General features: G+C 60.8%; 24 protein-coding genes and 1 tRNA gene. 11 read left to right on the top strand and 14 right to left on the bottom strand.

The features are described from left to right. Positions 1-65 precede the first annotated feature (65 nt). Complete coding sequence (locus AB6804_RS02785) at positions 66-1553, bottom strand: RNA polymerase factor sigma-54 (RefSeq protein WP_370885137.1); 1488 nt, start codon at positions 1551-1553, stop codon at positions 66-68. A gap of 514 nt (positions 1554-2067) precedes the next feature. Here AB6804_RS02785 and AB6804_RS02780 point away from each other — a divergent pair. Together AB6804_RS02780 and AB6804_RS02775 are read left to right on the top strand one after the other, a co-directional pair. After that, positions 2068-2412 carry a BON domain-containing protein gene (locus AB6804_RS02780; protein WP_035960719.1) on the top strand — a complete coding sequence of 115 codons (345 nt, stop codon included), beginning with the start codon at positions 2068-2070 and terminating at the stop codon, positions 2410-2412. Between the two features lie 307 nt (positions 2413-2719). Then, complete coding sequence (locus AB6804_RS02775; protein ID WP_035960720.1) at positions 2720-2953, top strand: hypothetical protein; 234 nt, start codon at positions 2720-2722, stop codon at positions 2951-2953. A gap of 168 nt (positions 2954-3121) precedes the next feature. Here the strand turns inward: AB6804_RS02775 and AB6804_RS02770 are convergent, their stop codons facing one another. Then, positions 3122-3574: a PA2169 family four-helix-bundle protein gene (locus AB6804_RS02770; protein ID WP_370885136.1), complete on the bottom strand. Its 453-nt coding sequence runs from the start codon at positions 3572-3574 to the stop codon at positions 3122-3124. Positions 3575-3760: 186 nt separating this feature from the next. Here AB6804_RS02770 and AB6804_RS02765 point away from each other — a divergent pair, with 186 nt between their 5' ends. After that, positions 3761-4000, top strand: a complete 240-nt coding sequence (locus tag AB6804_RS02765) for a hypothetical protein (RefSeq protein WP_370885135.1) — start codon at positions 3761-3763, stop codon at positions 3998-4000. A gap of 67 nt (positions 4001-4067) precedes the next feature. On the opposite strand, the gene AB6804_RS02760 is transcribed toward AB6804_RS02765, so the two are convergent. The 7 genes from AB6804_RS02760 to AB6804_RS02730 all read right to left on the bottom strand — a co-directional run bounded on the left by AB6804_RS02760 (position 4068) and on the right by AB6804_RS02730 (position 8936). After that, the gene (locus AB6804_RS02760; protein ID WP_370885134.1) at positions 4068-4643 is read right to left on the bottom strand and encodes a hypothetical protein; all 576 of its coding nucleotides are present in this window, start codon (positions 4641-4643) and stop codon (positions 4068-4070) included. A 91-nt stretch (positions 4644-4734) separates the two neighbouring features. Beyond that, the gene (locus AB6804_RS02755) at positions 4735-5109 is read right to left on the bottom strand and encodes a DUF1488 domain-containing protein (RefSeq protein WP_370885133.1); all 375 of its coding nucleotides are present in this window, start codon (positions 5107-5109) and stop codon (positions 4735-4737) included. Beyond that, positions 5106-5660: a DUF4142 domain-containing protein gene (locus AB6804_RS02750; RefSeq protein ID WP_370885132.1), complete on the bottom strand. Its 555-nt coding sequence runs from the start codon at positions 5658-5660 to the stop codon at positions 5106-5108. The genes AB6804_RS02755 and AB6804_RS02750 overlap by 4 nt, the downstream gene beginning before the upstream one ends. A 40-nt stretch (positions 5661-5700) precedes the next feature. Then, positions 5701-6252: a type 1 glutamine amidotransferase domain-containing protein gene (locus tag AB6804_RS02745; RefSeq protein WP_370885131.1), complete on the bottom strand. Its 552-nt coding sequence runs from the start codon at positions 6250-6252 to the stop codon at positions 5701-5703. Between the two features lie 149 nt (positions 6253-6401). Further along, positions 6402-7769 carry an MFS transporter gene (locus tag AB6804_RS02740; protein ID WP_370885130.1) on the bottom strand — a complete coding sequence of 456 codons (1368 nt, stop codon included), beginning with the start codon at positions 7767-7769 and terminating at the stop codon, positions 6402-6404. A 106-nt stretch (positions 7770-7875) separates the two neighbouring features. Then, on the bottom strand, positions 7876-8379 hold the full coding sequence (locus AB6804_RS02735) for a YbhB/YbcL family Raf kinase inhibitor-like protein (protein WP_370885129.1): 504 nt from the start codon (positions 8377-8379) through the stop codon (positions 7876-7878). A gap of 158 nt (positions 8380-8537) precedes the next feature. Beyond that, on the bottom strand, positions 8538-8936 hold the full coding sequence (locus AB6804_RS02730; protein WP_370885128.1) for a hypothetical protein: 399 nt from the start codon (positions 8934-8936) through the stop codon (positions 8538-8540). 130 nt (positions 8937-9066) lie between these two features. On the opposite strand from AB6804_RS02730, the gene AB6804_RS02725 reads away from it, so the two are divergent. Continuing rightward, the gene (locus AB6804_RS02725) at positions 9067-9756 is read left to right on the top strand and encodes a TetR family transcriptional regulator (RefSeq protein WP_244793076.1); all 690 of its coding nucleotides are present in this window, start codon (positions 9067-9069) and stop codon (positions 9754-9756) included. Positions 9757-9816: 60 nt separating this feature from the next. On the opposite strand, the gene AB6804_RS02720 is transcribed toward AB6804_RS02725, so the two are convergent. Further along, positions 9817-10674: a shikimate dehydrogenase gene (locus tag AB6804_RS02720; protein ID WP_370885127.1), complete on the bottom strand. Its 858-nt coding sequence runs from the start codon at positions 10672-10674 to the stop codon at positions 9817-9819. 267 nt (positions 10675-10941) lie between these two features. Between AB6804_RS02720 and AB6804_RS02715 the strand changes: the two genes are divergently transcribed. Both AB6804_RS02715 and AB6804_RS02710 read left to right on the top strand, forming a co-directional pair. After that, positions 10942-12840 carry a bifunctional sugar phosphate isomerase/epimerase/4-hydroxyphenylpyruvate dioxygenase family protein gene (locus tag AB6804_RS02715; RefSeq protein WP_370885407.1) on the top strand — a complete coding sequence of 633 codons (1899 nt, stop codon included), beginning with the start codon at positions 10942-10944 and terminating at the stop codon, positions 12838-12840. 72 nt (positions 12841-12912) lie between these two features. Further along, a complete protein-coding gene (locus tag AB6804_RS02710; protein ID WP_370885126.1) occupies positions 12913-13077 on the top strand; it encodes a hypothetical protein in 165 nt (54 codons plus the stop codon). Here the strand turns inward: AB6804_RS02710 and AB6804_RS02705 are convergent. Continuing rightward, positions 13061-13366, bottom strand: coding sequence for a hypothetical protein (locus AB6804_RS02705; RefSeq protein WP_370885125.1), 306 nt, complete (start codon positions 13364-13366; stop codon positions 13061-13063). The two genes, AB6804_RS02710 and AB6804_RS02705, sit on opposite strands and share 17 nt — an antisense overlap. A 135-nt stretch (positions 13367-13501) precedes the next feature. On the opposite strand from AB6804_RS02705, the gene AB6804_RS02700 reads away from it, so the two are divergent. Further along, positions 13502-13576: transfer RNA gene (locus AB6804_RS02700), tRNA-Arg, on the top strand. Positions 13577-13679: 103 nt separating this feature from the next. Continuing rightward, complete coding sequence (locus AB6804_RS02695; protein WP_370885124.1) at positions 13680-15086, top strand: tyrosine-type recombinase/integrase; 1407 nt, start codon at positions 13680-13682, stop codon at positions 15084-15086. Positions 15087-15281: 195 nt separating this feature from the next. On the opposite strand, the gene AB6804_RS02690 is transcribed toward AB6804_RS02695, so the two are convergent. Together AB6804_RS02690 and AB6804_RS02685 are read right to left on the bottom strand one after the other, a co-directional pair. Further along, positions 15282-16604 carry a hypothetical protein gene (locus tag AB6804_RS02690; RefSeq protein WP_370885123.1) on the bottom strand — a complete coding sequence of 441 codons (1323 nt, stop codon included), beginning with the start codon at positions 16602-16604 and terminating at the stop codon, positions 15282-15284. A 231-nt stretch (positions 16605-16835) separates the two neighbouring features. Next, complete coding sequence (locus tag AB6804_RS02685) at positions 16836-17435, bottom strand: recombinase family protein (protein WP_370885122.1); 600 nt, start codon at positions 17433-17435, stop codon at positions 16836-16838. An 806-nt stretch (positions 17436-18241) separates the two neighbouring features. Here AB6804_RS02685 and AB6804_RS02680 point away from each other — a divergent pair. From AB6804_RS02680 to AB6804_RS02670, 3 genes are all read left to right on the top strand, one after another. Next, the gene (locus AB6804_RS02680; protein ID WP_370885121.1) at positions 18242-18613 is read left to right on the top strand and encodes an SHOCT domain-containing protein; all 372 of its coding nucleotides are present in this window, start codon (positions 18242-18244) and stop codon (positions 18611-18613) included. Between the two features lie 41 nt (positions 18614-18654). Further along, positions 18655-18942 carry a hypothetical protein gene (locus AB6804_RS02675; RefSeq protein ID WP_370885120.1) on the top strand — a complete coding sequence of 96 codons (288 nt, stop codon included), beginning with the start codon at positions 18655-18657 and terminating at the stop codon, positions 18940-18942. A gap of 607 nt (positions 18943-19549) precedes the next feature. Continuing rightward, a complete protein-coding gene (locus tag AB6804_RS02670; RefSeq protein ID WP_370885119.1) occupies positions 19550-20029 on the top strand; it encodes an SHOCT domain-containing protein in 480 nt (159 codons plus the stop codon). 1074 nt (positions 20030-21103) lie between these two features. On the opposite strand, the gene AB6804_RS02665 is transcribed toward AB6804_RS02670, so the two are convergent. Continuing rightward, on the bottom strand, positions 21104-21649 hold the full coding sequence (locus tag AB6804_RS02665; RefSeq protein ID WP_370885406.1) for a cation transporter: 546 nt from the start codon (positions 21647-21649) through the stop codon (positions 21104-21106). Positions 21650-22020: the final 371 nt, after the last annotated feature.

The raw sequence follows: 22020 nt of genomic DNA, 5'->3' as shown, positions 1-22020 counted from the left end.
CGCTCATGCGACTCGCTTGACCGGGTCCTCGCTGAACGCTGGAGCGTGAAACTTCTAGCGGTGCTTCATGCCTGTCTGCGCAGTTCCGCCGGCGGCACCTTCATCAGATGCCGATACTTCGCCACCGTGCGGCGCGCGACGATCACGCCCTGATCGGCGAGCATCTTCGCGAGACTCACGTCCGACAGCGGATCGCGTGAGTTTTCCTTCGAAATCATTTCCTTGAGCAGTGCGCGCACGGCTGCGGCCGAGCACGTTCCGCCGCTTTCCGTCGACAGCTCGCGCGGGAAGAAGTGCTTGAACTCGAAGATGCCGCGCGGCGTCGACATGTACTTGTTGCCCGTAGCGCGCGAGATCGTCGATTCGTGCAGGCCCAGTTCGTCCGCGACATCGCGCAGAACGAGCGGCTTAAGCGCGATTTCGCCGTAGTCGAAGAACGCCTTCTGGTGCGAGACGATGCACTCGGCCACGCGCTGGATCGTCGTGAACCGCTGCTGCGCGTTGCGGATCAGCCAGCGCGCTTCCTGCAACTGCTGCGCGAGCGGCGAGCGGCTCGCACCCGCCGATTGCGCGAACAACTCGGCATACATGCGATGGATGCGCGCACGCGGCAGCACCGCCGGGTTGATCGTCACGACCCATTGCTTCTTGACCTGGCGCACGATGACGTCCGGCACCACGTAGTTGTCCTCGCTTTGCCCGTAGTTCTCGCCCGGCTTCGGGTCGAGACGGCGCACCAGCGCGCAGGCGATGCGCAGTTCCTCCGCGCTGCAGCCGATCTTCTTCTGCAATTCGGCTTGCTCGCGGCGCGCGAGACGTTCGAGATGATGTCCGACGATTTCGCGCGCCACGTCGCGGCCCGGCGTGTCCGGCGGCATCGCGTCGAGCTGGAGCGTCAGGCATTCGGAGAGATTGCGCGCGCCGACGCCCGGCTTGTCGAGCGACTGCACGAGCTTCAGCGCGATGGTGAGTTCGTCTTCGCTGATGGCGGGTTCGATATCGACGACGTCCGCCAGTTCGCTCAACTCCTGACGCAGATAGCCGTCGTCGTCGAGCGCTTCGATAATCAGTTGCGCGACTGCGCGATCGCGGGTGCTGAGCTGATACATGCGCAGCGAATCGTGCAGCGTTTCGTGCAGCGACGGTTCGATGCGAACCCAGTCGGCGGGATCGGAGCCTTCGCCGTCGCCGTTGTTGCGTGAGCCGCTGCGGCCGAACGGGTCGGACGAGTAATCGCTCATGGAATCGTCGCGCGAGCCGGAGTCTGCATTGGCGTCGCCGTCCATATTCGTTTCGGCGGCGAGGGGTGCTTCGGTTGCGGTATCGGTGGAAGTCGAGGACGAGTTGTCGCTCATCGAGTTGCCGTTATCGGCGCCGAGGGCGTTATCCTCGGTTTGCGATTCGTCGTATTCGAGGAACGGATTCGTGTCGAGGGCGTTCCGCAGTTCCTGCTGAAACTCCAGCGACGAGAGTTGCAGAAGGCGGACGGATTGCTGCAGCCGTGGCGTCAGGGCCAGACTTTGCTTGGTGCGGAGTTCGAGTGAAGGCGGCATTGCTTGCTAATCCTCGAAGGTTTTTACGTGATCAATGTGTTCGCGAGCACACTCAGAGCAACGTCCGTGCCAACGATGGCTAAGGCCATGCTTCGTTTACGTTTTTGCATGGACACAAGTTCGCCCCGAAGGCGCGGCCACCCACTTTCACCGACTTTTTTACACGGCCTCAGACAAAAGGAACGCGAGTTGCGGGGGTTGCGCGATGTGCTTTTCCATCGCTCAGGGCAGCGTGTCCAGAATTTGTTGCCGTCCCCGCTGAAGCCCTTGTTGCAAGGGCGGCGGGCCAAAGAATCGCCCGGGATGGAGTCTTAAGAAAGCGACCCGGCACGCAAGTTGCCTCAGTGCCGATGCGTTCGTGGGGCAACGTACGAGCGCGCCGAGGCAACAACGATCATCACGAACAAGCGGGGCGCCTCGTGCGCGTGTTGGGCGTATCGGATACGCAAACACGCGGAACAAGTCAGCGAGACAGGGGCGCGCAACACTAAAACTGAAAAGAAGGAGCATTGCCATGAAGACGACTCAATTCCTCAAAGCAGCCGGCGGTATCGCATGTGTGGTGTTCGCGCTGAACGCAGGCGCGCAGACCAACTCGGCGGCGTCCTCGTCGGGCGCAACGGATACGTCCGTCGGCCAGAAGGTCGATGACAGCGCGGTCACGGCAAAGGTCAAGGCCGAACTGCTGAGCGCGAAGAACGTCAAGTCGACGCACATCCACGTGAAGACGCGCGGCGGCGTCGTCTCGCTGACGGGCACCGTGCCGTCGGCGGAAGACAAGACCGCTGCGGCTGAAGTCGCGAAGGAAGTGTCGGGTGTTGCATCCGTGAAGAACCATCTCAAAATCTCTGCCAAGTAACGCGGAAGTGATGGCATAGTTCGTATGCCCGGCTCGCTGAAGGCGGGTCGCGCTCGAAACAGCAGGACCGGAACCCGCGCGGGGTTCGATGATTCGTCGTCGCGGCGAGCCATCGGGCCTTTAGCGCGGGTTCATCGCATCGTGCGTCGTTTTCTTGTCGCCTTTGCTCGCTTCACCTGGCACGTGCATCACCTCGCAGCATGTTGGAAACCCTAAAAACGAAGGACGGCCTCAGGTCGTTACTCACAGGCGGCTCACGACGCGTCGTTCATACGGCGCTCGAAGGCCCCGGCAAAAGGAGCTCTTCATGAAGACGAAAAAGATGGCATTGATTGGCGCGCTGGCTCTCGCATTCTCGACGACCGCGTTCGCACAGGCGGCATCGGATGCGGCGGGCACGGCAGCTCCGGCTTCCGGCGCTCACGCGAAGTCCAAGGGCACGACGCTGCATCAGCAGAACAAGGCGCACAAGCTGAAGGGCGCATCGGCGGCTGCGGCTGCTTCCTCGCTCGGCACGAACGACAAGGGACAGCCGCAGTAATAGCGGTTGCAGCAGCCTGTCGAACGGCCACGCAAGTGGCCGTTTTTATTTGCTCCGGGCGTCGCGCGGGTTCGTGCGGATCGGCCATGAAAAACGCCGCCCGAAGGCGGCGCGGTCATGCTCTTTACGCGATGGGCCGGCCCGAAGCCGGCACGCCACGTCATCCCGTTAGGACTTTGCTGCTGCGTACTGATCGCGCAAATCGCGGATGCGATCGTGGTTTTCGAGGACGCCCTGATACTGGCGTTCGACGATGGCGCGCACATCGGCCGGCAGATCCTTCTCCAGCGCCTGGCGATAGTTCTTCTTCGCCGCATCTTCGCCGCGCTCGCATTCGGCGAGCACCGCATGGTCGCTATGGCCGCTGACGGCGGACTTCACATCGACCCAGCCGCGATGCAGCGCGCCGGTAACCGAGCCGCCGGTTTCGGGCTTGCCGCCCAGGCGCTGCACGACATCCTGCAGCTCGATCGCGCCTTGCGCGCAGGCTTCCGCGCGGTTCTGAAACAAGAGCTTGAGACTCGGATCGCGCGTATCTTCCGCGGCCTTGAGGAAGCCCTTCTCTCCGTCCTTCGAGGTTTCGATGAGATCATTGAGTACCGATACGACGTTTGTGCTCATAGGGATACCTCCTTTTGTTGACGAATTGGTTTGAGCGCTGCGTCCCGTCGGGATGCGCCTGCTTTTCCTGTCGCACGTCCCGTGCCCGAATACCGGTGCTCGTCGGCACGCCGCTTGCTGTTTTTGACGCACCAGACGCTCGTCCCACGCAGGACGGCGCAACGACAAGGCAACAGGGAGAACCGAATGAAGAGATTGAATGCGCTCGCGAACCGCGAGTTTCTAGTGCTCGTGGCGATCGCCGCGTCGGCGATCACGCTGCACGTGCGCGAGCGGGTCATCGACGAACCCGCTACGTCGCATGCGAATTACACGCTCATGTGCGAGCCTTCCGCAGCGCCATCGAAGAAGGCGAAACTTCAATCCGCCGAATGCGCAGTGCCCACCGGTGCGCATCCGGCGCAGGTCACGCGGCCGTGGGTGTGACGCAAGAAAGACGCCCCGACCGCGAACGGTTCGGGGCGTCTTTTTTCGACTAGCCGGACGGCTCGCCTCACGCACGCGGCTGGGCGAATTCCTTGACGGGCTGCGGCGGCTTGAGCGGATCGAAGTCGCTCCAGCGGCCTTGCTTCCAGCGGCCGGACGCGCGCTCGATATCCAGCCCGCCCGATTCACGCAATATCGACGCTGCCCGGTCATGCGTCTCCGGCGATACATGCACGGCGACCAGCACGCCCGACGTGCGCGTCGGTTCTTCGGCCTGCACCGCGGTGTTCGGCTTTTGCTTCGTATGCGACATCGCGCCGGCCAGCGAGCCGATATACGCGCCGACGCCCGCGGCCACCACCGACACGAACAGCGGCGCCTTGAAGACGGCAAAGATCGCTGCGCCGATGATCGCGCCGATGACCGCACCGATCGTCACGCCCTTGCCGGCGCCCTTTGGTGCCGCGCCCGCGCCTTTATCGGTATGGACGTCGCCGCCGATGGGAAACCGCGCGTGCTGTCCGCTCGGGTTGACGAAGAAGAGCGTCACGTCTTCTTCCACGAAGCCGTTGGCGAAGAGCCGTTGAGCGGCCGTTTCCGCGGCGGGAAAGGTCTCGAATCGGCCGGCAATGATCAGGGACATGTTCCCTCCTGTAGGAATGTGATTGGCGTGGAATCGGCCACGGCGCGGAGCGTCGCGCGGGCGCTTCGGTGATCGAACGGGGCGGACGGCATCATTCGGGTTCCAGTCCCGCGACGCGGAACAGTCCGCTGCGCAGCACGACAGGCTGGCCGCCGTTGTCGTCGAGCGCCTCGGCGCAGACCGCACGGATGCGCGCCGAGCCGCCCTCGAACGCGGGCATCAAATCCTCTTCGCGTGCCGATGCCGCGCCGAAGTGATCTTCGAGCGCCTCGGCGCTGATCGAACAAACGACTGCTTCACCGTCGACGAGCGCGGTGAAATGAATCGCGAGGTCGTCGCCGTCGAACACGGGGCGTTCTTCCGAAAACGTGATGTGCATGGTCGAGTCCTCATAAGCCGGTCGGGGACCGGCGGGCGCGCGAACGGGCAGGCCGCCCGCGCGATCGGTGTTGAGCCGGGCGGTCATGGCGCGGACTTGGCTTTCGCGAGTTGCTGCGCCATCGCGTAGTGATGGCGGATGATCGGCAGCGCCTTCGCGGCGGCGGCCTTCAGCGCGGCGTCGTTGCCGTTTTCGCTCTCCTTCGTGAACAGCTCGACGGCCTTCTGATGCCCGGCCAGCGCGACCTTTTCAATATAGGCCTTGTCGAACTCGGCACCCTCGAGATTTTGCAGGCTGCCGACGACCGACGAATCGGACGCCGGCGGCGTCGTGATGCCGTGGCGTTTCGCGATCACGTCGAGATTGCGCGCGAGCTTCGTATGATCCGAGATCATTCGCTGTGCGAAGTCCTTGACCTGCTTGTCGCCCGAACGCGTGAGCGCGAGCTTGCTGGCGGCGATTTCGGTCGCGCTCGCGGCGCCGGCGTCCTGCATGAACTGCTGATCGACGGTCGAGAGTTTCTGCGTCTGCATCTTGCCCGCGCTCGCGCCGTCCTGCGTCTGCGCAGGCGCAACCGCGGGAAGCGTGGCAAACGCTGCAAGTGCGAGGGCGATGAAGCACGATGAAACGCGTGGCATCGGCGGGGCTCCGGTGGTCGTGTTTATCCGCTCGGCGCGATCAGGCGGCGCGCGTCTTGCCGAGCGCCTCGATCAGCGCGTTGTTGAACGCGGGCAGATCGTCGGGCTTGCGGCTCGTGATGAGATTGCCGTCGATCTGCACTTCCTGATCGACCCATGTGCCGCCCGCGTTGCGCACGTCGTCTTGCAGGCTCGGCCAGCTCGTGATGGTGCGGCCCGCGATGATGCCCGCCGAGATCGGCAGCCAGCCGCCATGACAGATCACCGCGATGGGCTTCTTCGCCTGATCGGCTTCTTTCACGAAGGCCTGCGCTTTTGCGTCGAGGCGAATCGCATCGCCATTGACGACGCCGCCCGGCAGCACGACCGCATCGTATTCGGCGGCGGTGGCTTCGTCGAAAGTACGATCGACGGGGACGGCATCGCCTTTATCGACGTGCTTGAAGCCCTGAATCTGGCCGGGCTTTTGCGAGATCACGTCGACTTGCGCGCCGGCTTCCTTCAGCGCACGCTGCGGCTCGACGAGTTCCGCCTGCTCGAATCCATCGACGGCGAGAATCGCGACCTTGCTGCCGTTGAGGGAACTTGCCATGAACACACCTCCATTTCATTGCTTGTTCGGACCTCCGCACGGCGAGAAGATCGCCTGCGGATCGATGTCCGAACGGCAGCAAGGTGTGTGCCCAATGGCGCGAAGCGTCTAGCCGCAACGCGTGCCGCGCTCGCACGCGCGCATACGCGTCAGGCCGTCTCCACGCGCCGCTTGCCCGCAAGCCTCAACATGCTGACGACGGCCGCCGCTGCCGCGAACACGGCCGCCAGCGACAGCGCGATGACGGCCCCGCGCTGCGGCTCCACGCCGAAAATCAGCGCGACGAACGCCGCGCCCAGCGTCTGCCCGGTGAGGCGCGCGGTGCCGAGCATGCCGCTTGCACCGCCGCTGCGATGACGCGGCGCCGACGAAAGCATCTGGCGGTTGTTCGGCGACTGGAACAGTCCGAAGCCGAGCCCGCATACCGCCATGCGCCAGCCCACGTCGAGCGGCGTTGGATGCGCGCCGACGGTCGCGAGCAGAACGAGGCCGACGGTCAGGATCGCGAGCCCGATGCCGCCGAGCAAGCCTGCGGAATAGCGGTCCGCGAGCATCCCCGCGATCGGCGCGACGAAGACGATCACGAGCGGCCACGGCGTCATCAGGAAGCCGGTCTCGACCTGACTCATGCCGAAGCCGTTCTGCAGCAGAAAGGGCAGCGAAACGAACGCCAGCATCTGTGCACAAAACGAACAGACCGACGTGCCGACCGACAGCGCGAACACCGGAATGCGCAGCAGATCGACCGGCAGCAGCGGGGCGCTTTGCGTGAGTTGCCGCCGCACGAAAAAGTAGCCGAGGATCGCCGTCGCGGCGAATTCAGCGATCACGTACGGGCGATGCTCGCCGTGCCCGAGGCCATCGATGGCCACGATCGCGATGCCGAAGAACAGCGCGTTCATCACCGCGCTCACGAAGTCGTAAGGCTGCCGATGCCCCTCGATGCGCGGCAGCGCCTTTGCGCCGATCACCAGCGCGGCGATGCCGATCGGCACGTTGATCGCGAAGAGCCACGGCCACGGCGCGATGGCCAGCACGCCCGAGGCGACCGTCGGTCCGATCACCGACGAGATCGCGACCACCGACGCGTTGATGCTCACCCCGCGTCCGAGCAGCTTCTGCGGATAGATGATGCGGACGATGGCGGTGTTCACGCTCATGATGCCCGCCGCGCCGAAGCCCTGAACCACGCGCGCGACCGTCAGCGCGACGAGCGAGCCCGACAGCGCACATGCCAGCGACGACACCGTGAACAGCGCGAGGCCCGCCATGTACACGCGGCTATATCCGATGCGATCGCCGAGCGAGGCAAGCGGCAGCAGCGAGATGGTGATCGCGAGCTGGTATGCGTTGACGACCCAGATGGAGTCGGCGGGGGAGGCCGACAGATTGCGCGCGATGGTCGGCAGCGCGACGTTGGCGATGGCGCCGTCGAGCACGGCGAGGGTGATGCCGAGCGCGACGACGGCAATCGCCCAATAACGTTGGGGGACGGGAAGGCCTTGATCGGAGTCCATCGGAGGGCGGTGAGTGGCGGGCGGCGCATTGTATGTCGCCCCGTTTTCAAATCGCTTGGGGCTACGATCGACGTGGCCACGGAGGTCACCGTGGCCACGCCTTGCTTCACTTCAGTTCGTAAAGACCGGTGTAAGTCGCCGAATCGATCTCGTTGAGATGCGTCATGAAGCGCGCCACGGCGTTGGTCGTGCTCGGATCGAGCGGAAGGTTCTCGGCTTCGAGCGCATGAATGCGGAAGATGTAGCGATGCGGCTTGTCGCCGCGCGGAGGCGCCGCGCCGCCGAAGCCGACCGTGCCGTAGTCGTTGCGCAGCTGCAGCGCGCCGGCCGGAAGCAGGCTGCCGTCGGCTTTGCCCGCGTTGCGCGGCAGCGAGCGGATATCGGCAGGAATGTTCACGACGATCCAGTGCCAGAAGCCGCTGCCGGTGGGCGCGTCGGGATCGTAGACGGTGAGCGCGAAGCTCTTCGTTTCGGCGGGCGGATCGGCCCACTGCAACGCCGGCGAAATGTTTTCACCCGACGCGCCGAAGGCTTGCTGATCGAGTTCCTGCGCGCGGGTCAGAAAGCCGTTCGCCGGAAATTCGTCGGACCAGATACGGAAATCAGCCATGAGAGTCATGCCTCCTTGTGAGCCTTACGAGCGATGAGGACGCGATCCGATGCCGTGCAGCGAACGTGCCCGACGGTTCGTGCGCAAGGGACCGCGATAGCCAGTCGAGTGTAGCATCCGCCCCTCAATTCGAGCACGCACGCGCGGCGCGCTGCGCGTCAGCGCGTCACTTCATCGATGCCGCGATCGAGCGCGGGACACGCCTCGTCGATTTCCTTCTTGTACTCGGCCGGGTTACTCGTCTTCAGCTTGTCGAAGCGATCGACCGTCGCCTGCGCCTGCCGGTATCCGAGCGCCCATTCGGCGTCGAAGTCGGGCGCGTCGCGGAAATTGGCGCGCGCGGCGTCCTTGAAGTGAGCGATCTTCGCTGCATCGATATGACAGACATCGGCCGCGCCTCGCGCGATGTTCGCGCTCGTCATCACGCCTTCGGCGGCGAGCAGTTGCGGCGACGATGGATGGCCGGGCGGCAATTGCGTCTGGGCGGCGGCAGGCAGCGCCGAGGCGGCGAGCGCCGACAGAACGAACGACAGGGCGACGACTTTCGAGTGCGGCATGCGATGACCGGGGACGTTGGATGATCGAAAAAGTATAGATGAAGCCCCTGAAAACCCTTGTCCTCATTGGCTCGGAAGCTCAGGACCCCCATGCTAGAATCCTTCCCCACCGCCGTTCTCAGACACAACAATGAAAAAAGGAAGCAAGGCCGCGACGCCCGTCAGTGCTGCGCCCTCGCCCACCGGGTCGGAAGGGCGGCGCAAGTACGATCCTGAGGAAACCAAACGCAATATCCTCGACATCGCCACGCAGGAATTCTCGGCGATGGGCCTGACGGGCGCGCGCGTCGATGCCATCGCGGAGCGCACGAACACGACCAAGCGCATGCTGTACTACTACTTCGGCAGCAAGGAAGGGTTGTACGAAGCGGTGCTCGAACAGGTCTACGGCGACATCCGCGCGCTCGAACAGGAGCTTCATCTCGCGGAGATGGACCCCGAGGAAGCGTTGCGTGAATTCGTCGGCTTCACGTTCGATTATCACGACAAGCATCGCGACTTCGTGCGTCTCGTGACGATCGAGAACGTGCATTCGGCGAAGTACATCGAGCAGTCGAAGACCTTCAAGACGCGCAATTCGACGGTGGTCAAGACCATCGAGGATCTGATCGCGCGGGGCGTCGAAGCGGGGCGCTTTCGCAATGACGTCGATCCCATCGATCTGCATCTGATGATCAGCTCGTTCTGCTTTCATCGCGTGGCCAATCGCCATACGTGGAGCGCGGCGTTCGGGCGCGATCCGTCCGGTCCGCGCTCGCGGGCGCGGCATCGCGAGATGATCATCGACGCCGTGCTGTGCTTCATGCGGCGCGACGGCTAAAGAAAACGGCGGCTCTCTTGCGAGGCCGCCGTTTTTCATGGCGTCGATGGTCGAAGCGAATCAGGCTTCTAGCAGGCGTTGAAAATGCTCGAACATGCGCTCCGCATCCGGTTCGCGGCCCGTGAAGATGCGCAGCGCATCGACGGCCTGACACACGGCCATGCCGCCGCCGCTGACCGTTTTGCAGCCGAGCGCCTTGGCCGCCTTCAGCAGTTCCGTTTCCAGCGGGAAATAGACAATCTCCGCGACCCACAAATCCTTGTGCAGATACTCGACCGGCAACGGCAGACCGGGCAGCTTCGCCATGCCGGTGGGCGTCGCGTGGATGAGGCCGTTCGCCGCGCGCAGCGTCTCGCGCAGATCGCCGCCGCTCGTCACTTCGCGATCCGGAAAGCGCGCCGCAAGCTCTTGCGCGAGCGACGATGCGCGCGCTTCGTCGGAATCGAACAGCGTGAGCGCGCGCGCGCCCATTGTCAGCGCGGCATGCGCGACCGCCGCGCCCGCGCCGCCCGCGCCGAGCTGCACGACGCGATCGAGCGGGGCATCGGGCAAACCGCGTTGAAACGCGCGCGCAAAGCCCGACCAGTCCGTGTTGTAGCCGATGCGCTTGCCATCCTTCAGCACGACCGTGTTGACCGCGCCGAGCGCACGCGCGTCGGGGTCGAGATCATCGAGCAACGGGATCACACTTTGCTTGCACGGATACGTGATGTTGAGGCCGTCGTAACCCATGCGTTCGGCCGCCGCCAGCAGATCGGGCAGCGCCGATGGCTCGAGGTTCAGCGCCTGAAGATCGATGCGCCGGTACACGTAGTTCAGCCCGAGGACGCGGCCTTCCTCTTCGTGCATGGCGGGCGTGAGCGAGCCGCCGATGCCCGAGCCGATCAGTCCGATGAGGTATGAAGTTTTGCTGGTCATGCGAGCTGCTCCCGCGAAAGAAGCCAGGCGACAGGGCCTAGCGTACAGCAGAAAATGAGAACGCGATGTTGCATCGCGACAGAGCCGAAGACCGCAGTTTGACCGCGCGAGCGCGCGCTGTCCGTCCGTACTTACACGTATTTTGTACGGTCTAGTTAGTTTGTTATGCTGGCGCACAATGACGTGGAATGCGTGCGCAGCGCCTACACTGAATCGAATCATCCCGCATCACACCGAATGCAACGAGGAGGCAGCATGCTGCGTTCAATTCCCACATCCATCGCGACCGTGTCGATCAGCGGGACGCTCGTCGAAAAGCTGAAGGCGATCCGCGCGGCGGGCTTCGACGGCGTCGAGATCTTCGAGAACGATCTTCTCTACTTCGACGGCACGCCCGCCGATGTCCGGCGCATCTGCGAGGAACTCGGCCTCGGCATCTACCTGTTTCAGCCGTTCCGCGATTTCGAGGGCGTGAACCCCGACCGGTTCGTGAAGAATATCGAGCGCGTGAAGCGCAAGTTCGACCTGATGCACGAGTTGGGCGCGGACCGCATGCTCGCGTGCAGCAACGTGTCGCCGGAGACGATCGGCGACGATGCGCTGATCGTCGATCAGCTCGGCACGCTCGCGCGGCTCGCGGAAGAAGCGGGCGTCGTCGTGGGCTACGAGGCGCTCGCGTGGGGCCGGCACGTCAACTCGTACAAGCATGCATGGCGTCTCGTCGATGCCGTGAATCACCCGAGCCTCGGTCTCGTGCTCGACAGCTTCCATACGCTTTCCATCCGCGATTCCGTCGATGAGATCGCCGCGATTCCGGGCGATCGCATCGCGTTCGTGCAGATCGCCGATGCGCCCGTCCTCGCGATGGACGTGCTCGAATGGAGCCGTCACTATCGCTGCTTTCCGGGGCAGGGCGCGTTCGATGTCGCGGGCTTCACGGCGCGCGTGCTCGAAGCGGGCTACACCGGGCCGCTGTCGCTCGAAATTTTCAACGATGGCTTTCGCGCCGCGCCGACCGCGATCACCGCGGCGGACGGGCATCGCTCGTTGCGGTTCCTCGAAGAACAGACGCGCGCCATCATGGGCGACAAAGCGCCCGCCGCGCTCTTCGATCCGCCCGCGCCGCCCGAGCATATCGGCTTCCAGTTCCTCGAATTCGCCGTCGACGATACGACGCGCGAGCACGTCGCCGGCTGGCTCGGCAAGCTCGGCTTCCGGCTTGCGGGCCGGCATCGCTCGAAGGACGTGACGCTGTATCGGCACGGCGCGGGGTCGATCGTGCTCAACGCGGAAGCCGATTCGTTCGCGAGCGCGTTCTATCAGCAGCATGGCTTGTCGCTCTGCGCGTCGGCGTTTCATGTCGATGACGCGAAGCTCGCCTTCGAGCGCGCCGCCGCATACGGATCGAAACCGTTCTCGGGGCAGGTCGGGCCGAACGAGCGCGTCGTGCCGGGCGTGCAGTCACCGGACGGCAGCCTCGATTACTTCGTCGATGAAGCGCCCGGCGCGCCGACGCTGTGGGAGTCGGATTTCGTCCTGACCGATATCGACGGCCCTTATGAAGTGGGCCCGCTTTCGCGCATCGATCATGTGTGTCTGTCGCTGCCCGCCGAAGCGCTCGATACGTGGGTGCTGTTTTTCCGCAGCGCGTTCGGCTTCGAAACGGAGCCGGGCGTGCTCGTGCCCGATCCGTATGGCCTCGTGCGCAGCCGTGCGGTGCGCAGCCGCGACGGCTCGGTGCGCATTGCGCTGAATGCGTCGGTCGATCGGTATACGGCGGTGGGCGAATCGCTGTCGATGTATCGCGGTTCGGGGCTGAACCACGTTGCGTTCAGCACGCCCGACATCTTCGATGCGATCCCGCGCCTCGTCGCCGATGGCGTCGCCTTCCTGCGCATTCCGCGCAACTACTACGACGATCTCGCGGCGCGCTACGGTTTGCCCGACGAACAGATCGACGCAATGCGCGAGCACAACATCCTGTATGACCGTGACGAGCGCGGCGGCGAGTTCTTTCATGCGTACACCGAGCAGCTCGATCAGCGTTTCTTTCTCGAAGTGATCGAGCGGCGCGGCGGCTATGACGGCTACGGCGCGGCGAACGCGGCGGTGCGTCTTGCGGCGCATGCGCAGCAGCAACGCGCGCGGCAGGCGGCGGCCGTCTGAGGGATTGCGGACGGTCGTGCGCGGCGTGCGTGACTATCATTGAATCATGGCAATCGATAGCGGGAGAGCGCCATGACGGACTTGAGCAGCATTCTGATCGGCGTTGCGGGACTGGCTGCGCTCGGCATCGTGCTGTTTGCGCAGGACTGGCGGATCGACGCTCGTCCACGCGAACCGATGCACGCACGCGAGCGGCGTCATCCGTTGCGCGACTGGTGGCTCAGGCATCGGCATTGACTCGTGCCGGTGCGATGGCGACCGGCTCGTCGGCGGATGCCGAAGACTGGGCTTCGTAGGCATCGATGTACAGATAGAGCCGATGCACGGTCTGAATCTGCGTGGGCGAGAGATGTGCCTGCCGCGTGATGGCGGCGAGCCGCTCGCGCCAGTACGAGAGCGGCAGCAACGGGCCGCCGAGATCGCACGACAACGAACGGCGCATCACCCTTCGCAGGTGCGCGAGGTCCTGATCGGCCAGCAATGCGGAGAATGCGCCGTGCGGCTTATTGTGGGGAATGATGTCCATTATTCCGATGGCGGCATCGCACGGGGAAACTTGATAGGCACAAACCCTTAATCCGCTCACGCAGGCCGATCCCGATTCAGAGGAGCGTTTTGCTATACTCTGCGCTCTCGCCACCCAGGCGAGTCGCACGGTCCGCTCCCCGTAGTTCAATGGATAGAACGAGTGCCTCCTAAGCGCTAGATGCAGGTTCGATTCCTGCCGGGGGGACCAATTTTTGGTCTACAATTCGTCTCTCTCCCTCTCCCAGTAAGGCTCTCAAGGTTCTGTAGGTCTCCGTGGTGTACCAATTGCTGTACCAACGGACGTACCAACGATGACCTTTTTCCGCCTCAGCAACACTATGTCCGTAGACATTCGCTACCTGTGGGAACGGTCCACCTCCGGCCCATACTGGTTCAAGCGTAAGGTACCGAAGGGTCTCGTGCCACTCGTCGGCAAGACGTGGCTCCAGTTCAGTTTAGGAACCCGAGACCTCAAGGCCGCAGCACGGTTGATTGCGAAACATGCCTCCGAGCAGGACAGGCATTGGGCAGAACTCGTCGCTCCGACGCGGGACGGATCTATCGAGCAAGGTAAGCTTCTCTTAAAGCAATACGGGATCAACCCGTTAGACCCTCAGGTTGACAGCTTCGCCTTAGGGTTATTTTTCGATGCGGTTGAGGGGCAATTACCGGATCACGTGAGGCGGGAGCTTGATGAGCTAGAGAGGCACGGGCACCCAGTCACGCCGAAAGACATTGCGAAGCATCTGCCTCCCGCGATGGCTGCCGCTTTCATGATGGCGCGTGAAGGGGAAGAGCATCTAGCCTCCGACTGTATGCGCGAATACATCAATGCTCGCACGGACGATGCTCAATCGGTGAAGTCGGCAACGCTCCCTTTCGATTACCTCATCAAGTTGGTGGGAGACAGGCCCTTGGGCAGCTACAGACGTGCCGATGTGCGCCTGTACGTTGAACATCTACTGGCCGGAAAACATTCGTCCACAGGGAAGGGCATCGCCACCAGCACCGTGGAGCGTTACATCACCCCGCTTCGCGCTGCGTTCGCCCGCTCGATCAAAGAACACGAGTTGCGTATCGAGAACGTATGGGCAGGAACGATAGAGTTCCCCAAAGGTGCAAAGAAGGCTACCAAGCGGGAATCTTTCTCGACGGCTGACTATGAAGCGCTTTTCGCAGCCATCGGGGACGTATCTTCAACAGACGCCCCCCGCTGCATTCTGGTCTTGCTCGCTGAAACCGGCGCTCGTCTGGCTGAGATTGTCGGGCTTCGAAGGGCGGACTGTCACGTCAAGGCCAGTATCCCGTACATTCATATCGTTGCTCATGCATCACGCTCCATTAAGACCGAACATAGCGAGCGCAAAGTTCCGCTGACTCCTAGGGCCCTTCAGGCGCTCCAGCGGGCGCTCAGGCTGTCAGACGGTGCAGCCTACGTGTTTCCGCAGTACACAAGTGACGAAGGTTGTAAGGCCACACACGCAAGTAACACTCTCAATGGTTGGCTGAAGGTCCGCAAGATCGTCCCCACGGCTCACGGAATGCGTCATGGTATGCGGGACCTTCTCCGGGCCGTTGAAGCCCCTCAGGATGTCGTTGAGCAGCTTCAAGGATGGGGCAAGGCGAATCAATCAAGCAAGTACGGGGCAGGGCATTCAATAGAACGGCTGCTAGAGTGGGTTACACACGCGGTTTCCCGAGGCACGGATCGCCTCTAGGACCGGCTAGGAAGCCTCAGATGGCCCACGGGACTCGATACCGGGGCGATCGCTCTTGAGGGCTTTGTGAGGCTCCTAGACCTGAGAAAAACCCCCTGTATAGGGGAAGGCAAAGGTATCTATAGGTAGAGCATCACCATGATCATCTATAGCTAGGATAGAAGGACTACGACTATGGTGTAGGTGTCGTATTAGCTACATGCTAGAGGTTCTAACCTTCACCTTCCCTTCTACGCCTATCACTTCCTTGAAGGCTGAAAGCATGACCTCCACGGCTAGGGTCTTATGCTCCTCAGCAACTAGAATTGCATCGTGATAGGGAAGGGCTGTAACGCCTTCGTCAAGCAGCCTGAGCAGCACCTTCACCAAGGTCTGACTCTCCATAAACTGCAACCCATAGCCATGCCCTTGGTAGAAGAGATCAGCTACCGGCTCATGGAATTTCAGGATGGCCTCCGTAACGTCTCCTACCTTGGTCCCCAAGGGGAACATCAACGACAGGGGAGGCTCGCCAGCGTCGGTCTTGGGAAAGCGCGACAGAGGTGCTTCAGCCCAAATCATCGAGTTGAGAACCTTCTTCACGCCTTCACGGTGGCCCTCGTAACCGGGTATAGCGTAAGCGTCCTCAAAATGAGCTTCCGCCCCAGCTTGCCCGTACAGACACCGGATAGCGTGCTGGCCGTAGTCAACCTCAACGAGTTGATCACTACCACCGATAGCGATGTCGCTGAACCGATCCTTGGACGACAGCCCTAGCCACCAAGGATAAGGGCTACCCGATAGGCGTCCTCCTTGGGTGAAGTCTTCTTTCCCTCCGATACGGATGAAGGACCGCTGAAGGAAGACCTCGGTGTCGTCGATTCGGCTGTCATCGCCGAAGTAATCAACATGGGCTCTGATGGCATCGCTGATGGTCTCCAACTCGGACCTCATCCGCTCTGTGTCATTAGTATCCTCGTAGGGAAGGTTCCAACCTCGGTGACCTTTGACCTTCGGTTTCTTAAGGATGATCCGCTCACCTTCATGGGGGTGTCTGCCAAAGTGACGCCGGGGGATTCTTGGGAGCCTCAAAGATGAGATGCGTGACAGCCCGATATGCCCTGCATTCTCAGCAATGAAGGCTTTTCCTTCCTCATCCTCGTCAAGCTCAACAGCATCGAATGAAGCCTTGGTTCCGACGTCCAGCTTGATGTAACCGAGGTCAGCCAGCGCAGTCAGCACGTCCACGATGGACTCCTTCAACTTAGGAGCTTGATAGCGGTCTTTCCTTCCCAAGATCTGCTTCGACAGCGGGATGGCGGTCTGCTCGTTGAGGGCTGCATTGCAGACGATGATCTCGACCTGGCGCTTGACCCGATCAGCCGAAGAGGGCCGTTGAGGGTTCAAATTCAGTTTTTTGATGACATCCCTAGCTACGGCTTCCACCAACTCCCGAGCTTCAGGTGTCTTGGCAACGATGAAGCCGTCGATAAACGGAGGGCGCTGCAGTACTGTTTTCGTGGTGTCTACGTCTTTCATTCCATGCTCGTTAGATCAATCACCGTATATGGTAGGCGGACAACATCATGGACCATCCAGAGGCTCCTACCGGCTCCCTGAGGTCCCAAAGGGTTGCAAGGGATAGTCCCGTGGAAGGTCACCGTAGGTCTCCAAGACCACGGGAGAAGCCTCAGGAGCCCGGTGAAGTCCCTCTGCTTATCGAAAAGGACTATCACCGAACCGGCTTTATTATTCTATGGAATCAAGGGGTTACGAGTACTGCTTCCGAGCTCGATTGACCGTAGCTTCCGATACGCCGAAATGGGCTACCGCCTTCATGATCGAGTTACCGGGCTCCCGGCTCCAGTGGGCGATTGCCTGAAGATCATGGGTAGCGGGACGGCCAAGGCTTGCCTTCCCTCGGTGGGTTCTCCCGGTGGCCTTCAGGGACTCACGCGCGATCACCCGGCCAGCCTCCGTACGGGCTGCGATGCGGGCCTTCTCCATCTCGGCAAACTGGGCAAACAGCGCAACTATCAATTTCCCCGTTTCGCCTTCGATCAGGCCAAGCCCATGAACGTGGACCTTAACGCCCTTCGCCTGAAGATCACGCACCGTGGATTGCACATCGATGGCATCCCGGCCAAGACGATCAACCGCAAACACGTAGAGCGTATCGCCCTTGCGCAGATGGGCTGCACAGGCCGCAAATCCGGGGCGCTGGAGGGCTGGCACCGCACCGCTAACCCCTTCATCGCTCCATTCCCCTTCGAAGGCTTCACCGGCATCAGGCTGCATCGCTGCTCGCTGGGATTCAATGCTCTGCTCCTTGCTGCTCACCCGGTAATAGCTGAACTTGCCTGCTGCCATGACTGCCCCCGTTAGATACTCTCATAAGATGGAGCGAATTCTAACAGTACTATCAGATTGTTTACAAGTGGAGTTTTGAGAGTAGAAAAAGGGGGTTCTAAGACCACTCCCATAACCGACACCTTCTGAGAGTAGGCAACGATTGATGGCGATGGCGTCTGGCGGCGCGTTGATGACCTCTACGGCTGACGCCTCTTCTTTTTCTTCGAAGCTGGCTGGCGGGAGTACCCCCTATCGCGCGTAGGAATGCCTTCGCAAAAAGGGTTAAAGGCCCGACCACGTTGTTGTTGTTGAAGCTTGTGAATGAGAGGACCGCCGCCGGAAACCTCTTATCGACCTATCGAACAAAACCACCGGGGTGTAGGGGCCGGGGGCCTAATCCGATTACGGAGGGCTTGGTTTGAAAAGAGGTCACTAGGGGTGGGGCCGGGATTGGCTGGGGCGTCAAGGCTCTTATCAACTCGCCGGACATATGTATTAACCGATACTCGACCAAACAGACAGTGACCGCTGCAGTGTCGTCTGTTTCGCCGTTGTGGCGTCGCTCTTGAGGTCCGGGTGCTCCATCTTGCCGGCAAAAAAGACAGCTTGCACGAAAAGAGGCGGACACGAGGACTCATCGGACATTGTCAGTCGATTCAAATGCTGCTGGCTACAGGACATACCGAATCGGCCATCAAGCTCGATCTGGAGGTCGGCAGCCTAAAGTTCTGCTTCGGCTTTCCGTAAACGCGCAATGACAGCGCCTAAACGCTCTCCGCGAGCCGCCTGACGGAACAATCCAGGCGCTAACGGCGTTTGCACCCTTGGAAGCCCTCAACCGAACAGATGGGAAACGGATGAAGTATCTCGTACTTGCTGGTCTAGTCGCGGCCCTCGGCGGCTGTGTGTCTGCTCCCGAACTCGACCTAACGAACGTCGACCACGCCTGCTCGCAACGCTGCTCGTCAGAGTATTCAAGGTGCACCACAGGCTTCAAGCTGTTCCCCTTAGTGGAGCAAGCCCACTGCAACGAATCCCTGAAGGTCTGCGTTTCTACCTGTGGGCCTTCGCAACCGGTCTCCGCATCGGCGTCCTCCTCACAGAAGCTGACGGAGCTGAGCGAACTCTACAAACGTGGCCTAATCAACCAGAAGGAATTCGACGCAAAGAAGCAGGACATCCTTAAAGCCTTGTAACAGACGCACCTACGTGTCTCTACATTTCCATTGTTGATTACATGAAAAAACTAGCTGCGTACGCCTTCGTTGGCGCTTTGACCGGCTGTGCCGCGACGATGAGTACGGACGGGGTGCAACAGATTGGTCCCGATCTTTATATGCTTGGCGGCTTAGGGAATTTCACCGATTTTTCCGGCAGCGCAGTCAAAGCCCGCATGTTTCGAGAAGCTTCGTTATTTTGTGCTAATCAAGGTCGCGTTATGTCGCCAGTCGGAAGCACCGGCCAGGATTCCGGTTTAGGAACTTACGCATCCGCCGAAGTCCAGTTCAGATGCATGCGAAGCTGAAACTGCTGAGGTACACAGCTGGGAGACACCTGCTTTCCTTAGAAGGCTCCAGCGAGAAGCCATGCAAGTACCAACCTACGCAACGCGCGATGATTGAGAGCATAGACACTGGGGCGTTTTCTCGTCGATACCGATTTTCAGATTGGCCTAATACGAGTGTTCCGGCAGTGGCTGCGGGCGTGTACGTCATTTGGCATGACGATCACTTCATATATGCTGGAATGTCGGGCAGGGAGATCGAAAAAGCGCACGTTGCGAGGAGGGTGAGATACGGACTTGTCACTCGACTTGAAAGCCACGCGTCTGGACGTTTAAGCGGCGACCAGTTTTGTGTCTACGTCGCCAATCGACTGGTCTTGCCGAGCTTGGGGGTCGACGAGTTGCGGAAATTTGCGTCCGGAGAGAACACCTTGGACCGTTTGACAAAATCTTACATCCGCTGCAACTTTGAATATCAGTTTGCCGTTCTTGGTTCTAGCAAAGAAGCGTATGAATTCGAGATTAAAATGCGATCTGGGTTGATCTTCGGTCTAAAGCCGCTATTGAATCCCGCCTGATCGGACGGTGCGTGCTGTCGCCATCTAATCAGAATAAAGAGTGGGTTGTTATGAGAAAGTTACATGTAAGAACGCTGTTGTGTGCTGTTGCCCTATCGCTGACCGGCTGCATGGCAATGGTTTTTGGTACCGCAGACCAACTGAATAAACTTTCGGTCGGTATGACGCGGCAGGAGGTCATCCAAACATTGGGTGAGCCGAAATCCATTTCTTCCACGGGAGACCTCGAATATTTCCAGTATCGATGGGTGAAAACCGTTATTGCCGCAGACGGAAATTTTCCCGAGGACTATTTCGTTGCGGTTAGAAATGGACGAGTGGTCAGCTACGGTAAGAAAGGCGACTTTGATAGCACAAAGTTGACGACTCAGCGTGTCGAGATCAGTGAGTCCCGACAGGCGGCGGTCTCACGACAGCAAGCTCCTGATCTTTATACAGACCTGATAAAGCTTAAGGCACTTAAGGACGCTGGGATAATCAGCGACGCAGAATTTCAGGCGCAGAAGACAAAGCGGCTACAAATCCAATGACGTCGCATGGTTAGAACGGATAGTTCTCGGCGGCGATATCGGGGCCCCAGGGGACGGACGGAAACGGACTACGAACTTTGGAGCCTGATCGGAACCAACACAAGCTATTTTTTGAACATCGTTTCCCACACTGCACGGATATGACCGTTTCCGCACACCCTCAGGGACAGGCAGAGGGTGGGGCCAGTACCCTAGACCATCACCACCGATCAACAACCCTTGTTGCCTCACAGGGCAGAGCAGGAGGGCGGCGCGTTGGCATCGCTACAGGCTGGAGCTTCGTTTTCTTTTCGATTCGGCTGGCCGATGTACCCCCGGTACACCCCTACGGGACCCACCTTCAAAAACCGAACATTTGGGCCAAGCCCGTTGTTGTTGTTGAGCCGCTGACGAGAGCGGACCGCCCCGGAGATTTTCTCAATCAACTTGTCGAAGGTACCGGGGGATAGGGGGCCGGGGGCCTCAGCCGATTAGGGGGGGCCTCAAATTGAGCTGTAGAAGCCTCTGGGAGGCCGGGGGGCTATCTGGGGGATTGGGAGAAAGAAGACCCGTGCGGGAGTTGTACGGCACGGGCCTTTAAATCCACGCCTAACGAGGGGCAAGGACGTGGAACACACAGCAACGCCACCTGCAATCGTTGTTCCTCATCGCTACCCCCTCGATTCCTCAAGGGGCGGCCTTTCTTTTGGTATTCGTAGGGCCGGTCTATGGCTTAGAACGCTGTAACGCCTCCTGAAGAGCTGCCCATCGCTCCAGCTCATGCCCCAGCAGCAGAAGCACACCAGAGGCTCTTGGCAAGTCCTCGGAGGATAGGGGCCTATTTTCAATCGACATCTGAAGCGTTGCAATCCGCGCTTCGTGTTGGGCTATCTGCTCTTTGATGACTTCGAGGGAAGGTGATGTAGGACTGTCCATTAAGACAGTGTATGCGCTGCGAGGTAGACTAGGGAGCGAGTCTGAAACCTAATCGCTTAACCCGGGAAAAGATTCCCCGGTAATTCCAGGGCTTTCACGACCGGAAGGGGCCTCAGTTTCCTTGAGGGATCGGATGGGTAGGAGCCGAGCCGCTGCTTTTCACCTCGTAAGCGTTCCCTGTCTGCTCGTTTGGTCTTGCAACTCCGCACCAGCATGGCGAAGGATTTGGACGGCTGACGTCAGCGCAAGGGCAGACATGGATACTGCAACGATCAAGTCCGGCCATGCGGACCCTGTTCGGAACACCCCCAACGCAGCCAGTAACACAGCAATGTTTCCGAGCACATCGTTACGGGTGCAGAGCCAAACGCTACGCATATTGCTGTCACCCTCTCTGAACCGGTAAAGCAGCGCCGCCACCGCTCCGTTAGCGAGTAGTGCACAGGTGCCAACGGTGCCCATGGTAGGGACGCTTGGCGTGCTGCCGTTAAACAGGTGCCACGTGGTAAGCCCAAGGACCCAAAGGCCGAATGCGAACATAGAAGCCGCCTTAATCCGGGATGCGTTCGCCCGCACGGTCAGGCTATGGCTGAGTACGAACAGACTGATACCGTAGTTCGCCGCGTCCCCGAGGAAGTCCAGCGAGTCCGCCACCAGCGATGCAGAGTCGCCCCTGAGACCGGTAACTACCTCGACCGCGAACATGCAGAAGTTGATGACCAACGCGATCCACAGCACCCTTCGGTAGGGTCTGTGGTCGGGGCCAGCAGGTTCGTCGCAGTGATGACAGCACTGTCCGGGCATAGCGGATTGCTCCTTCGACAAACTTACAGGAAACACCGGCTGTCTGCCGGTTTCGTTACGGGTCCAAAAAACACCTCATCAGCAACTGATAGCCGCCCGCTGGCTGTACCAACTTCACGATACTTGCTGTACCAACGCTGCATAGATAGTTTCGTTGTCGATAGAGTTGAAAAGCCTAGAAAGCCTTGATAGGCTTTGGTTTAACTGCTCACGGTTGCCTGCCAAAAAGGGACCATAGATGCCTGCCGGGGGGACCATCACGATGCTTCGTC

It is taken from the genome of Caballeronia sp. RCC_10 (genome assembly GCF_041360715.1).
GTDB classification, from domain to species: Bacteria; Pseudomonadota; Gammaproteobacteria; order Burkholderiales; family Burkholderiaceae; genus Caballeronia; species Caballeronia grimmiae.
This window is presented reverse-complemented; position numbering and strand designations above follow the sequence as displayed.

Bases quoted from the DNA above. Each gene is read 5' to 3' on its own strand.
- AB6804_RS02665 (WP_370885406.1), bottom strand. From the start codon at position 21,649: ATGTTCGCGGTCGAGGTAGTTACCGGTCTCAGGGGCGACTCTGCATCG.
- AB6804_RS02745 (WP_370885131.1), bottom strand. From the start codon at position 6,252: ATGGCAAGTTCCCTCAACGGCAGCAAGGTCGCGATTCTCGCCGTCGAT.
- AB6804_RS02705 (WP_370885125.1), bottom strand. From the start codon at position 13,366: ATGGACATCATTCCCCACAATAAGCCGCACGGCGCATTCTCCGCATTG.
- AB6804_RS02710 (WP_370885126.1), top strand. From the start codon at position 12,913: ATGACGGACTTGAGCAGCATTCTGATCGGCGTTGCGGGACTGGCTGCG.
- AB6804_RS02780 (WP_035960719.1), top strand. From the start codon at position 2,068: ATGAAGACGACTCAATTCCTCAAAGCAGCCGGCGGTATCGCATGTGTG.
- AB6804_RS02765 (WP_370885135.1), top strand. From the start codon at position 3,761: ATGAAGAGATTGAATGCGCTCGCGAACCGCGAGTTTCTAGTGCTCGTG.
- AB6804_RS02670 (WP_370885119.1), top strand. From the start codon at position 19,550: ATGAGAAAGTTACATGTAAGAACGCTGTTGTGTGCTGTTGCCCTATCG.
- AB6804_RS02755 (WP_370885133.1), bottom strand. From the start codon at position 5,109: ATGACCGCCCGGCTCAACACCGATCGCGCGGGCGGCCTGCCCGTTCGC.
- AB6804_RS02695 (WP_370885124.1), top strand. From the start codon at position 13,680: ATGACCTTTTTCCGCCTCAGCAACACTATGTCCGTAGACATTCGCTAC.
- AB6804_RS02760 (WP_370885134.1), bottom strand. From the start codon at position 4,643: ATGTCCCTGATCATTGCCGGCCGATTCGAGACCTTTCCCGCCGCGGAA.
- AB6804_RS02725 (WP_244793076.1), top strand. From the start codon at position 9,067: ATGAAAAAAGGAAGCAAGGCCGCGACGCCCGTCAGTGCTGCGCCCTCG.
- AB6804_RS02750 (WP_370885132.1), bottom strand. From the start codon at position 5,660: ATGCCACGCGTTTCATCGTGCTTCATCGCCCTCGCACTTGCAGCGTTT.
- AB6804_RS02685 (WP_370885122.1), bottom strand. From the start codon at position 17,435: ATGGCAGCAGGCAAGTTCAGCTATTACCGGGTGAGCAGCAAGGAGCAG.
- AB6804_RS02735 (WP_370885129.1), bottom strand. From the start codon at position 8,379: ATGGCTGATTTCCGTATCTGGTCCGACGAATTTCCGGCGAACGGCTTT.
- AB6804_RS02785 (WP_370885137.1), bottom strand. From the start codon at position 1,553: ATGCCGCCTTCACTCGAACTCCGCACCAAGCAAAGTCTGGCCCTGACG.
- AB6804_RS02740 (WP_370885130.1), bottom strand. From the start codon at position 7,769: ATGGACTCCGATCAAGGCCTTCCCGTCCCCCAACGTTATTGGGCGATT.
- AB6804_RS02675 (WP_370885120.1), top strand. From the start codon at position 18,655: ATGAAAAAACTAGCTGCGTACGCCTTCGTTGGCGCTTTGACCGGCTGT.
- AB6804_RS02730 (WP_370885128.1), bottom strand. From the start codon at position 8,936: ATGCCGCACTCGAAAGTCGTCGCCCTGTCGTTCGTTCTGTCGGCGCTC.
- AB6804_RS02770 (WP_370885136.1), bottom strand. From the start codon at position 3,574: ATGAGCACAAACGTCGTATCGGTACTCAATGATCTCATCGAAACCTCG.
- AB6804_RS02690 (WP_370885123.1), bottom strand. From the start codon at position 16,604: ATGAAAGACGTAGACACCACGAAAACAGTACTGCAGCGCCCTCCGTTT.
- AB6804_RS02775 (WP_035960720.1), top strand. From the start codon at position 2,720: ATGAAGACGAAAAAGATGGCATTGATTGGCGCGCTGGCTCTCGCATTC.
- AB6804_RS02720 (WP_370885127.1), bottom strand. From the start codon at position 10,674: ATGACCAGCAAAACTTCATACCTCATCGGACTGATCGGCTCGGGCATC.